Source organism: Pseudomonas sp. LS-2 (assembly GCF_003605735.1).
Classification (GTDB): domain Bacteria; phylum Pseudomonadota; class Gammaproteobacteria; order Pseudomonadales; family Pseudomonadaceae; genus Aquipseudomonas.
Genome location: NZ_QXTJ01000039.1, coordinates 682,921 through 694,677 on the forward strand (window position 1 = coordinate 682,921; position 11,757 = coordinate 694,677).

General features: G+C 59.2%; 11 protein-coding genes and 1 pseudogene. 6 read left to right on the top strand and 6 right to left on the bottom strand.

What is annotated here, in order from left to right; genetic code table 11:
* Positions 1-31 precede the first annotated feature (31 nt).
* Positions 32-1,321 carry an FAD-binding oxidoreductase gene (locus D3M70_RS24380; RefSeq protein ID WP_120128153.1) on the top strand — a complete coding sequence of 430 codons (1,290 nt, stop codon included), beginning with the start codon at positions 32-34 and terminating at the stop codon, positions 1,319-1,321.
* Between the two features lie 169 nt (positions 1,322-1,490).
* Here the strand turns inward: D3M70_RS24380 and D3M70_RS24385 are convergent, their stop codons facing one another.
* Complete coding sequence (locus D3M70_RS24385) at positions 1,491-1,724, bottom strand: DUF1127 domain-containing protein (protein ID WP_120128418.1); 234 nt, start codon at positions 1,722-1,724, stop codon at positions 1,491-1,493.
* A 178-nt stretch (positions 1,725-1,902) separates the two neighbouring features.
* Between D3M70_RS24385 and D3M70_RS24390 the strand changes: the two genes are divergently transcribed.
* From D3M70_RS24390 to D3M70_RS33660, 3 genes and pseudogenes are all read left to right on the top strand, one after another.
* Complete coding sequence (locus tag D3M70_RS24390) at positions 1,903-3,330, top strand: PLP-dependent aminotransferase family protein (protein ID WP_120128154.1); 1,428 nt, start codon at positions 1,903-1,905, stop codon at positions 3,328-3,330.
* Positions 3,331-3,389: 59 nt separating this feature from the next.
* The coding region (locus D3M70_RS24395; RefSeq protein ID WP_375233035.1) for a phospholipase D family protein at positions 3,390-4,688 on the top strand (1,299 nt) is incomplete at its 3' end.
* Position 4,689: 1 nt separating this feature from the next.
* Positions 4,690-4,919 (top strand): annotated as a pseudogene (locus tag D3M70_RS33660) (phospholipase D family protein); the annotation flags it as partial.
* Here D3M70_RS33660 and D3M70_RS24400 read toward each other — a convergent pair.
* A complete protein-coding gene (locus D3M70_RS24400; RefSeq protein WP_120128156.1) occupies positions 4,916-6,061 on the bottom strand; it encodes an MFS transporter in 1,146 nt (381 codons plus the stop codon). The pseudogene D3M70_RS33660 and the gene D3M70_RS24400 sit on opposite strands and share 4 nt — an antisense overlap.
* Positions 6,062-6,238: 177 nt before the next feature.
* Entirely contained in the window at positions 6,239-7,687 is a 1,449-nt protein-coding gene (locus D3M70_RS24405) for an aldehyde dehydrogenase (RefSeq protein ID WP_375233036.1), read from the bottom strand.
* A gap of 308 nt (positions 7,688-7,995) precedes the next feature.
* Between D3M70_RS24405 and D3M70_RS24410 the strand changes: the two genes are divergently transcribed.
* Complete coding sequence (locus D3M70_RS24410) at positions 7,996-8,358, top strand: cupin domain-containing protein (protein WP_120128158.1); 363 nt, start codon at positions 7,996-7,998, stop codon at positions 8,356-8,358.
* 169 nt (positions 8,359-8,527) lie between these two features.
* On the opposite strand, the gene rpmG is transcribed toward D3M70_RS24410, so the two are convergent.
* Both rpmG and rpmB read right to left on the bottom strand, forming a co-directional pair.
* Positions 8,528-8,683 carry a 50S ribosomal protein L33 gene (gene rpmG, locus D3M70_RS24415; RefSeq protein ID WP_062379766.1) on the bottom strand — a complete coding sequence of 52 codons (156 nt, stop codon included), beginning with the start codon at positions 8,681-8,683 and terminating at the stop codon, positions 8,528-8,530.
* 11 nt (positions 8,684-8,694) lie between these two features.
* Complete coding sequence (gene rpmB / locus D3M70_RS24420) at positions 8,695-8,931, bottom strand: 50S ribosomal protein L28 (protein WP_037016669.1); 237 nt, start codon at positions 8,929-8,931, stop codon at positions 8,695-8,697.
* 363 nt (positions 8,932-9,294) lie between these two features.
* On the opposite strand from rpmB, the gene D3M70_RS24425 reads away from it, so the two are divergent.
* The gene (locus tag D3M70_RS24425) at positions 9,295-10,884 is read left to right on the top strand and encodes an ABC transporter substrate-binding protein (RefSeq protein WP_120128159.1); all 1,590 of its coding nucleotides are present in this window, start codon (positions 9,295-9,297) and stop codon (positions 10,882-10,884) included.
* A 100-nt stretch (positions 10,885-10,984) separates the two neighbouring features.
* Here D3M70_RS24425 and radC read toward each other — a convergent pair whose 3' ends face one another.
* On the bottom strand, positions 10,985-11,659 hold the full coding sequence (gene radC, locus D3M70_RS24430; protein WP_120128160.1) for a DNA repair protein RadC: 675 nt from the start codon (positions 11,657-11,659) through the stop codon (positions 10,985-10,987).
* Between the last annotated feature and the right edge of the window lie 98 nt (positions 11,660-11,757).

Here is an 11,757-nt window from a genome sequence, read left to right on the forward strand (position 1 = left end):
AAATTTCCAAACAGCACATTGAGACCCACCCATGAACCCCTCCAGCCACGCTGCTTCTTATTACGCAGCCAGCAGCCACGTGCAACCCGATTACCCAAGCCTTGCCGGGGAGGTGAACGTTGACGTCTGCGTGGTGGGCGGGGGGTTCTCGGGGCTCAATACCGCTATCGAACTGGCCGAGCGCGGCCTGAGCGTCGCATTGCTGGAAGCGCGCAAGATCGGTTGGGGTGCCAGCGGACGCAACGGCGGTCAATTGATTCGCGGGGTCGGCCATCACGTCGAGCGCTTTAGCGATGTAATCGGTGAGGAGGGCGTGCGGCAGCTCAAACTGATGGGGCTTGAGGCGGTCGAAATCGTTCGCCAACGGGTCGAGAAATACACTATTGCGTGCGACCTGACATGGGGCTACTGCGATCTGGCCAATAAGCCGAAGGAGTTCGCAGGCTTCTCTCAAGATGCCGAAGAGCTGATCGGACTGGGGTATCGCCACCCACTGAAGCTGATACAGCCAGAAGACATCCGCAGCGTCATCGACTCAGGCAACTACGCCGGCGGCATGCTGGACATGGGCTCGGGCCATCTGCATCCGCTGAATCTGGCGCTGGGCGAAGCGGCCGTCGCGCAATCGCTGGGGGTCCAGTTGTTCGAGCACTCGGCAGTGACTCGTCTGGAATACGGTTCGCAGGTCAAGGTTCATACGGCCCAAGGCCTGGTCCGCGCCAACACGCTGGTGCTGGGCTGCAACGCGTATTTGAATGATCTGGACCCGACCTTGAGCGGCAGGGTCCTGCCCGCGGGGAGTTACATCATCGCCACCGAACCCTTGGGCGAAGACCTGGCCCGCCAGCTACTTCCGCTCAACACCGCGATGTGCGACCAACGCGTGGCAGTGGATTACTTCCGGCTAACGGCTGACAAACGACTGCTGTTTGGCGGCGCCTGCCACTATTCCGGCCGCGACCCACAAGACATCAGCGCCTACATGCAGCCCAAAATGCTCAAGGTGTTTCCGCAGCTCAAGGGCGTGAAGATTGATTTTCAGTGGGGCGGAATGATCGGCATCGGTGCAAACCGCCTGCCGCAGATCGGACGTCTGAAAGAGCATCCGAACGTGTTCTATGCCCAGGCATACGCCGGCCACGGGCTCAATGCTACCCATCTGGCGGGCAAGTTACTGGGAGAAGCCATCAGCGGTCAGCACAGCGGCGACTTCGAGCTGTTCGCCAAAGTCCCGCATATGACCTTCCCGGGCGGCAAACATCTGCGGTCGCCGTTGTTGGCATTGGGGATGCTATGGCATCGACTCAAAGAACTGGTGTAGCGAGTGTTCTCAGACATACCCCTCGGGTTGCCGCGCACCTGTAGCAGTCCGGCTTGCCGACGGCAGCGCTTTGACAAACGTCACCGCCGGCAAGCCGTGCTGCTCGGAGGAATCGGCGGATGTGGATATGTTGCAACACACTCAGGAACATCAGTGCACTGAAACACCATCATTCCCTCCAGAACGGCTTGAGCCCCTCGCACCGGGCTTGGTCGTAGCTCAGGCCAATGTCCCGCAGTTGATCTTCATTGAGGGTCAGCAACGCCCGCCGCGTTACCCGACGGTGTTGAAACAGCCCCCACAGGCTCAACCCTTTCGGGGCGTTCGTGCGCACCACAACGTCCTGATCCTGTACCAACTCCTGTGCATACAGCGTCAGCCTGACATCGCTCATACCGCTCATTTCCAGACACCTCATCATGGGTTCCAAGTGAATCCATGATGCGTCTGTATGGAAAACCATTACAGATCCAAAGAATTATAATTTTTTGCATACAGATTCAATACATCACCCCCTGAATGATGTATTTTTGCCCAATCTGTATCGGTCAGCCGACGCGCCACTGCTGGGGACTACGCCCATGACGCTCTATGTCAATCTCGCCGAACTGCTCGGCACACGCATCGAAAGCGGCTTCTATCGCCCTGGCGACAGGTTGCCGTCAGTGCGCGCCTTGAGCGTGGAACATGGCGTCAGCCTGAGCACCGTGCAACAAGCCTATCGATTGCTGGAAGACAACGGTCTGGCGTCGCCGCGCCCCAAGTCCGGTTATTTTGTACCGGCTGGGCGCAAGACCGCAGCGTTGCCAGTCGTAGGGCGCCCTGCCCAGCGGCCTGTGGATATCTCGCAATGGGATCAAGTGCTGGAACTGGCGCGCGCCGTCCCCCGCCCCGACGTTGTGCAGTTCGCGCGGGGCATGCCCGACATCACCAGCCCCACGCTTCGTCCGCTGACCCAGGCGCTGGGCAAGATCAGCCGCCGTCAGGACATGCCCGGCCTGTATTACGACAACATCAATGGCACCCAATGCCTGCGTGATCAGGTTGCGCGCTTGCTGCTCGACTCAGGCACCAATGTTGGCGCGGAGGATCTGGTCATCACCACAGGCGCGCAGGAAGCGCTGGCGGTCAGCATTCGTTCGATCTGCCAACCGGGGGATATCGTCGCGGTTGATTCACCGAGCTTTCACGGCGCCATGCAGGCGTTGAAAGGTCTGGGCATGAAGGCGCTGGAGATCCCCACCGATCCGATTACCGGTATTAGTCTGGATGCACTGGAACTGGCTCTCGAACAATGGCCGATCAAGGCCATACAGTTGACGCCCAACTGCAATAATCCGCTGGGCTATATCATGCCCGAGGATCGTAAACGCGCCTTGTTGACCCTCGCCCAGCGCTTTGACGTGGCAATCATCGAAGACGATGTGTACGGTGACCTCGCCTACCATTACCCCCGTCCGCGCACGATCAAATCCTTCGATGAAGACGGCCGCGTCCTGCTGTGCAGCTCGTTTTCTAAAACCCTGGCGCCGGGCTTGCGGGTTGGCTGGGTCGCACCAGGCCGATATCTGGACCGCGTGCTGCACATGAAATACATCAGCACCGGCTCCACCGCCACTCAGCCGCAACTGGCAATCGCCGAGTTTCTTCAGGCGGGGCATTACGAGCCACACATGCGTCGGATGCGCGGCCAATACCAGCGCAGTCGCGACTTGATGACAGATTGGGTCACACGCTATTTCCCTGACGGCACACGGGTCAGTCGTCCACAGGGAGGCTTCATGCTCTGGATCGAGATGCCGGAAGATTTCGACTCCCTGCGCTTGAACCGCGCGCTCGAAGGGCAGGGCGTACAGATTGCCGTCGGCAACATCTTTTCCGCGTCGGGCAAATACAGAAACTGCCTGCGCCTGAACTTCGCGGCGAAGCCGACACCGCAGATCGAAGAAGCAGTACGCAAGATCGGCGCCACGGCAGCGCGGCTTTTGGCTCAAACCGAGCGCGTGTGATTTAACCTTTTGTAGAAAATGCGGTCATATCGCCATGGTGTGACTTCTGGATGAATGCGTTGACGAACAAATGGGCACTGTCCCTCCTTTTGGCCTTTGCCCTCAGCGTTACGGGATGCGCGCACACAACCGCCGTGGACGATGCACCAAGCCAGGCGCTGCCTGCTTGCGACTCAGCTTTCGGTCGCTCGATCATGGCTCAGGCGGCGCCTTACGAAGGCCGCTCGGGCTTCCGCCTGCTGCCCAACAGCACCGAGGCCTTCATGGCCCGGGCCGAACTCATCCGCAATGCCAAGACCAGCCTGGACCTGCAGTACTACATCGTCCACGACGGCCTGAGCACAAGGGCATTGGTCGACGAACTGCTCAAAGCCGCTGACCGGGGAGTGCGGGTCCGCATCCTGCTGGATGACACCACCAGCGACGGCCTTGATGAGGTCATCGCCACGCTCGCGGCGCACCCCAATATTCAGATTCGGCTATTCAACCCGCTCAACCTGGGACGTAGCACAGGCGCCACGCGCTCGCTCGGTCGGCTGTTCAACCTGTCGCTGCAACATCGGCGTATGCACAACAAACTGTGGCTGGCCGATAGCGCCGTCGCGATCGTCGGCGGGCGCAATCTGGGCGATGAGTATTTCGACGCAGAACCCAACCTCAATTTCACTGACATCGACATGCTCAGCGTCGGCCCGGTCGCCGAACAGTTGGGGCATAGCTTCGATCAGTACTGGAACAGCACCCTGAGCAAACCAGTGGACGATTTTCTCTATTGGCCGCCCGACGCCAAGGATCTGGACAAGGCACGCAAACGCCTGGCCGTCTCACTGGAGCAGGCGCACGTTGAGAAAAAGGCGCTGTATGAAAGATTGATGGCCTACAAGACCCAGCCGCGCATGAAAACCTGGCTCAATGAACTGATCTGGGCGCACAACCAGGCCCTATGGGATGCGCCCACCAAAGTGCTGTCCCGTGGCGAGCCGGATCCACACCTGCTACTAACCACCCAGCTGAGCCCGGATCTGCAGAACGTGCATCAAGAACTGATGATGATCTCTGCCTATTTCGTACCGGGACAACAAGGCATGACGTATCTGACCGGACTCTCAGACAAAGGCGTGGCTGTGAGTTTGCTGACCAACTCCCTCGAAGCCACTGATGTGCCGGTCGTGCATGGCGGCTACGCGCCGTATCGCAAAGCGTTGTTGGCCCATGGCGTCAAGCTGTTCGAGCTGCGCCGCCAACCAGGCGACCCGAGCAACGGTGGAAGCGGGCCAAAGTTCTTCAACACCAGGACGTTCAAGGGCGGCTCCGAGTCCAGCCTGCACAGCAAGGCAATGATCTTCGATCAGCAGAAGNAAGTGGGGGTATTGGTCGACAGTCCCGAACTGACCGGATACCTGCGCGACCTGGCGCTGCAAGGTATGGCGCCTGCCATCAGCTATCAGGCAAAGCTGGAGAATGATCGCGTGGTCTGGGTCACCGAAGACAACGGCAAGATGCACACGCTGTACAAGGAGCCCGGCGACTGGTGGCGCCGACTGAACGCCTGGTTCAGCAGCGCCGTAGGCCTGGAGAAGATGCTTTAAGCCGCGACGGGCTGCGCACCGAACGCTCTCGGGCGTTGCGACAGGATCACCAGCCCCAACGACCCGGCCGCCATCAACAGCGGCAGCGCCTGGCCACTGATCCATTGGCTGCCAGCGCCAGCCGCCAGAGGGCCAAGCAGGCAACCGATACCCCACAGTTGCGCCACATGAGCATTGGCGCGCACCAATGCATCGTCACGATAACGCTCGCCGATCAGAATCAGCGACAGCGTGAACAACCCGCCCGCACTGGCACCGAACAGCACCCACAGCGGCCAGATCGCAACCGTGTCCACCAGCATGGGAATCGCCAGACTCGACACCATCAGCGCCAGCGCGCAGCCAGAAAACAACCGACGACGCGACATCTTGTCTGCGAGTGCGCCAATCGGCAGTTGCAACAGCGCATCACCGACCACCACCGTGCTGACCATCGCCAGCGCCACCTCCGGGGTGAAGCCCTGTTGCAGGCAATACACCGGCAACAATGTGAGGATCATCGCTTCAAACCCTGCAAACAACGCAATTGCCCACGCGATTGCTGGCAGTTGACGGCAAAAGCCTCCCAGATCGCGCAAGGTGACATGACTGGACTCGGCACTGGGCGCGCCGGTTCTGCCCAGCAGCAGCAAAGGAGACGTGGCAAGCAACGCGGTGCCGATCCAGAAGCCGTAATCGTGCCCGGTCCCGATGACGCCGAGCAGCAACGGCCCGCCGAGCTGACTCAGGGCATAGCAGCTGCCGTATAGCGCAACCAGCTTGCCGCGCAGGTTTTCAGTCACCAGTTGGTTGATCCAGCTTTCGCCAAGGATAAATAACATGGTCAGAATCACGCCGAGCATCAGGCGCAGCACCAGCCATATCCAGTAATCAGGCATCAATGCCAGCAGGCCCACCGAAATAGAACCTGCCCACAGGCACAGGCGCATCAGGTTCGCGGTCCCAAGGATCGACGCCAGGCGACTGGCCAGGCTCGCGCCGAGCAGCACGCCGATGGCAGGCATTGCCGCCATGACACCAATGGCAAACGCGCCGTAGCCCCAGCTTTCCAGTCGCAACGACACCAGCGGCATGCTCACGCCCAGCGCCAGGCCGACGCTCAATACGGACGACAACACCGCGAAATAAGTACCCCAACGCATCACCACGCTCCTGTGGCTCAAAGGGATGAGACAAAACAGCCGGGCTCTTGAGGGAAACCCGGCTGTTCGGAAATATACTTCGACTCAACCCTGTAGCAGTCCGGTTGCAGACGGTAGCGAGTTCGATGACGCTGCCGTTGGCAAGCCGGATTGCTACAAGCTTTGCAACGCGTGACCTTACAACTTGATCCAGGTCGCCTTCAGTTCGGTGTACTTGTCGAACGCATGCAGCGACTTGTCACGGCCATTGCCCGACTGTTTGAAGCCACCGAACGGCGCGGTCATGTCGCCGCCATCGTACTGGTTGACCCAGACGCTACCTGCACGCAAGGCACGGGCCGTGAGGTGAGCCTTGGATAGATCCGCCGTCCACACTGCCGCTGCCAGGCCATAAGGGGTGTCGTTGGCGATCTGTACTGCTTCCTCAGCGGTGTCGAACGTGAGTACCGACAGCACCGGACCGAAAATTTCTTCCTGCGCGATCTTCATGGCGTTGGTCACGCCGTCGAAAATCGTCGGTTCGACGTAAGTACCGCCGGTCTCTTGCATGATACGTTTGCCACCGGCGACCAGTTTGGCCCCACCCGTGTGACCCGCTTCGATATAGGACAGCACGGTGTTCATCTGCTGAGTGTCGACCAGCGCGCCGACGGTGGTTTCCGGATCCAGTGGATTGCCCGGCTTCCAGGCTTTCAGCGCCTCGATCACCATTGGCAGGAATGTGTCCTTGATCGAACGCTCGACCAGCAGACGCGAACCAGCGGTGCAGACCTCGCCCTGATTGAAAGCGATGGCGCTGGCAGCAGATTCGGCAGCAGCCTGTAGGTCGGGCGCATCGGCAAAAACGATGTTCGGGCTTTTGCCCCCAGCTTCCAGCCAGACACGTTTCATGTTCGACTCGCCCGCGTAGACCAGCAACTGCTTGGCGATCTTGGTCGAGCCGGTGAACACCGCGGTGTCGACATCCATGTGCAGCGCCAGCGCCTTGCCGACGGTATGGCCGTAGCCCGGCAACACGTTGAGCACGCCAGCCGGAATGCCTGCTTCGACAGCCAGTTGCGCGACACGGATGGCGGTCAGGGGCGACTTTTCCGAAGGTTTCAGGACGACAGAGTTACCGCTCGACAGAGCAGGGCCCAGTTTCCAGCAGGCCATCAGCAGCGGGAAGTTCCACGGTACGATGGCTGCGACAACGCCGATTGGCTCACGTGTCACCAGGCCCAGTTGGTCATGGGGAGTGGCCGCGACTTCGTCGTACAGTTTGTCGATGGCCTCGCCACTCCAGCTCAACGCTTGTGCGGAGCCCGGAATGTCGATGCCGTAGGAGTCGCTGATCGGCTTGCCCATATCAAGGGTTTCGAGCAGCGCCAGCTCTTCGATGTTCTCTTTGATCAGCGCGGCGAAGCGAATCATCGCCGCCTTGCGCTTGACCGGCGCCAGACGCGACCAGACCCCGGAGTTGAACGTGGCGCGGGCATTTTCGACAGCGCGCTGAGCGTCGGCGGCGTCACAACTGGCGACATGGGCAAGGAATCGACCATCGACCGGACTGATGCAGTCGAAGGTGGCGCCGCTAGCGGCGTCGGTGTATTCGCCATTGATGAAGGCACGGCCTTCGATTTTCAGATCCTGGGCGCGTTTTTCCCAGTCCGCATGAGTCAGGGTGGTCATGAAACATCCTCCTCCTATGAATTGTGCGCGCCCTCGCGCTCATGAGCCGTGCTGTAGGACATCGCCTAACATACTGTCGGATCGGCCAAAGGCATCCGTCACCCTAAACCAGCGCCGGTGGAATTTCCAATATATTGGACAAAAAGGGGAAAAACGGCGAGAAATCGTGCATTTTATTCAACAGTGCGTCATCGAGGGCTGAGCGCCATGCCGCTTAACCCCATCCAACACCATCTTCAATTGCCAGTTCAGGAGCCAGGGACATGAGTATCGAGAACGTCGTCGACTTCAGTGAAGCCACTACCCCAGCGGAGCGATTCAAACCCGCAGAGGAAAAGATTCTCAAGGGCGATCCTGAGCAAACGATTTACAACCACTACAACAGCCCGTGCGGCCAGATGAATGCTGGCGTGTGGGAGGGTGAAGTGGGCCATTGGAAGGTCAATTACACCGAACACGAATACTGTGAAATCGTCCAGGGCGTATCCGTGTTGCGCGACGAGGAGGGCAACGCCAAGACCCTTCGTGCAGGTGATCGTTTCGTGATTCCGGCCGGCTTCAAGGGCACGTGGGAAGTGCTTGAGCCGTGCCGCAAGATCTACGTGGTGTTCGAGCAGAAGGCCTGACTGCCAACGTGTAGCGGTAGGAGTATTGCATTCGGCCAAACACATCCGTGAGAACTGACCGACCGTAATCGCGGGCAGCGTGCTCCTACACATACTGCAGCTTGCTGATTTCCCCTTGCCCACAAAAAAGCCCGCATCGCTGCGGGCTTTTTTGTAAGAGGCGAATCAATTACTTGATTTTGGCTTCTTTGTAGATCACGTGCTTGCGAGCAACCGGATCGAATTTTTTAATTTCGATTTTGTCCGGAGTAGTGCGCTTGTTCTTGTCGGTGGTGTAGAAGTGGCCGGTGTTAGCGGTCGACACCAAACGGATCAATTCACGCATGATTCTCTCCCTTAGACCTTAGCGCCAGCGCGGCGGATTTCGGCCAGAACGACCGTGATGCCACGCTTGTCGATGATACGCATGCCTTTAGCAGATACGCGCAGACGTACGAAACGTTTCTCTTCTTCAACCCAGAAGCGATGATGCTGCAGGTTTGGCAGGAAACGACGACGGGTTTTGTTGTTCGCGTGGGAAATGTTATTCCCGGTTACCGGACCCTTACCGGTAACTTGACAGACTCTCGACATGCCTCAGCCCTCTAAAACCACATGCCCAACCCGGCATGGGTTGGCCGCTTAATCTCTCAGTCATTTGGCGCCAGGCGCCGCGTTTCTTCAGGGGTCTTACCGGCCACACCTACGGTGAAGGCAGCGGGCCCCTAGAAAAGAGCGCTGCTTTATACCAGAAAGCGTTTGGAGCAACAACACAAACGACGAATTACCTGCAAGAAAATCAGGGCTTTCAGTCCGGCAACGCCAGCAGTAAAGGCCGCGACGGGAAATATACCACTCGTCGCGCCGCAGCGATTGTCCTGCGCCTACGCATGGTCTAGGGTTAGTCCCTCACCAGACTGCGCCGGCAGATGGGCTATCTCTGAAAGGAAAATCGCCATGCGCCTAGCTGTTTTACCCCTGTTGATTGCGTCCCTGTCCGCGCCGTTGATGGCTCAGGCCGCCACCAGCCTTAGCGTTTGCACGGAAGCCAGCCCCGAGGGCTTTGACGTTGTGCAATATAACTCGCTGACGACCACCAACGCCTCGGCCGACGTGCTGATGAATCGCCTGGTGGATTACGACGCGCAGACCGGCAAACTGGTCGCCAGTCTGGCAGAAAACTGGAGCGTATGGCCCGACGGGCTGACGTATGACTTCAAATTGCGCACTGGCGTGAAATTTCACCATACCGACTATTTCACCCCGACCCGCGACCTGAATGCAGAAGATGTGGTGTTCAGCTTCCAGCGCATGCTCGACCCGGCCAACCCGTGGAACAAGGTTGCAGTGCAGGGCTTCCCCCACGCGCAGTCCATGCAATGGCCATCACTGATCAAGAAGGTCGAGGCCCCCGACGCCAATACCGTGCGCATCACCCTCAACCACCCGGACGCGACCTTCCTCGCCACGCTGAGCATGGGCTTCGCCTCCATTTATTCGGCTGAATACACCGCACAGCTGATGAAAGCCGGCACCCCGGAGAAGCTCAACAGCCAGCCAATCGGCACCGGGCCATTCGTCTTCAAACGCTTCCAGAAAGATTCGGTGGTGCGCTACGCGGCCAATCCGGATTACTTCGCGGGCAAACCGGCTATCGATACGCTGATCTACGCGATCACCCCGGACGCTAACGTTCGTCTGCAACGTATTCGACAGAATGAATGTCAGGTCGCTCTGTCTCCCAAACCGCTGGATGTGGCCGAAGCGGGTAAGGATCCGAACCTGAAAGTCGAAAAGACCGATGCGTTCATGACCGCGTTCCTGGCCATCAACAGCCAACACCCACCTCTTGATAAGCCTGAAGTGCGCCAGGCGATCAACTTGGTATTCGACAAGGACACGTACCTCAAGGCCGTCTTCGAAGGCTCGGCACGCGCCGCCAATGGTCCCTATCCGCCCAACACCTGGGGCTATGCCAGCGACTTGCCCGGCTACAAGCATGACGTCGCCAAGGCCAAGGCGCTCCTCGCCAAGGCAGGCCTCAAAGACGGCTTCAAGACCACGATCTGGACGCGCCCCTCCGGCAGTCTGTTAAACCCGAACCCGAGCGCAGGCGCGCAGCTGTTGCAAAACGATCTCGCCGCTGTAGGCATCAAGGCCGAGATCAAGGTGATCGAGTGGGGCGAGCTGATTCGTCGCGCCAAGACCGGCGAACACGATCTGCTGTTCATGGGCTGGGCAGGCGACAATGGCGACCCGGACAACTTCCTGACGCCGCAGTTTTCCTGCGCAGCGGTCAAGTCCGGCACCAACTTCGCACGCTATTGCGACGAGGGGCTGGACAAGCTGATCAGCCAGGGCAAGGCCGTGACCGATCAGGGACAGCGCGCCAAGCTCTATCATCAGGCGCAGGAACAGATCCAGAAACAGGCTTTGTGGCTACCCCTGGCGCACCCGACGGCCTTCGCCCTGACCCGCAAGGATATTCTTGGGTACAACGTCAGCCCGTTCGGCCGACAGGACTTTTCGAAAGTGATGGTGAAGTAACTGCCAATGCGATTTCCGCTTCTGGCCAAAGGCCGTCGGAGTTTGGTTCCTACGGCTTGCGGCCAGAACTGGAAAGCAAATTCCGGCCCTCCTCTGGCATCTACATCAAGCCATGCTCCAGCATCGACAGCGGGTCTCCGTCGCCGATGATCACATGATCGAGCACCACCACGTCGACAAGCGCCAGCGCCTTCTTGAGATGTCGGGTCAGTTCGACATCGGCTTCGCTAGCCTCACACACGCCGGACGGATGATTGTGGCAAAGGATGACGCCCGCCGCGTTATTGGCGAGTGCGCGTTTGACGACCTGCCGGGCATGCACATGGGCCACATTGATCGAGCCGTGAAACAGCGCCTCGAACGCCTGAACGCGGTTCTTGCTGTCCAGAAACAGACAGCCGAACACCTCGTGGGGCTCATGTCGCAGCAGCGCCTTGAGGTAGCTGCGCACCTGAACCGGACTCCTCAAGACTGAACCACGCTTGAGATTCTCGCCCATGTGCCGCCGCGCCATTTCCATGACCGCCTGCAACTGAGCGAACTTTGCAGGCCCCAGGCCCAATTCGTTGCTGAATGCTGTCAAGTTGGCTTCCAGCAGGGCACGCAAGCTGCCGAACTGACCTAAAAGGTGTCGGGCCAAGTCCACAGCGCTTTTTCCGGAGACGCCGGTGCGCAAGAAAATGGCGAGCAATTCGGCGTCCGAAAGACTCGAAGCGCCTCGTTCAAGCAGCTTCTCCCGTGGTCGCTCGGCCGCGGGCCAGTCACGAATACTCATAGCACCTCCCTGTATGTGGGCGCCGCTGTTCCCGTGCGGTCGCTGTGCTATCTTAGCCCATCATTTTTACGCGACAGTCCAGCCTGGGGAGGCGTTTG

Bases quoted from the DNA above. Each gene is read 5' to 3' on its own strand.
- D3M70_RS24380 (WP_120128153.1), top strand. From the start codon at position 32: ATGAACCCCTCCAGCCACGCTGCTTCTTATTACGCAGCCAGCAGCCAC.
- D3M70_RS24385 (WP_120128418.1), bottom strand. From the start codon at position 1,724: ATGAGCGGTATGAGCGATGTCAGGCTGACGCTGTATGCACAGGAGTTG.
- D3M70_RS24390 (WP_120128154.1), top strand. From the start codon at position 1,903: ATGACGCTCTATGTCAATCTCGCCGAACTGCTCGGCACACGCATCGAA.
- D3M70_RS24400 (WP_120128156.1), bottom strand. From the start codon at position 6,061: ATGCGTTGGGGTACTTATTTCGCGGTGTTGTCGTCCGTATTGAGCGTC.
- D3M70_RS24410 (WP_120128158.1), top strand. From the start codon at position 7,996: ATGAGTATCGAGAACGTCGTCGACTTCAGTGAAGCCACTACCCCAGCG.
- rpmG (WP_062379766.1), bottom strand. From the start codon at position 8,683: ATGCGTGAATTGATCCGTTTGGTGTCGACCGCTAACACCGGCCACTTC.
- rpmB (WP_037016669.1), bottom strand. From the start codon at position 8,931: ATGTCGAGAGTCTGTCAAGTTACCGGTAAGGGTCCGGTAACCGGGAAT.
- D3M70_RS24425 (WP_120128159.1), top strand. From the start codon at position 9,295: ATGCGCCTAGCTGTTTTACCCCTGTTGATTGCGTCCCTGTCCGCGCCG.
- radC (WP_120128160.1), bottom strand. From the start codon at position 11,659: ATGAGTATTCGTGACTGGCCCGCGGCCGAGCGACCACGGGAGAAGCTG.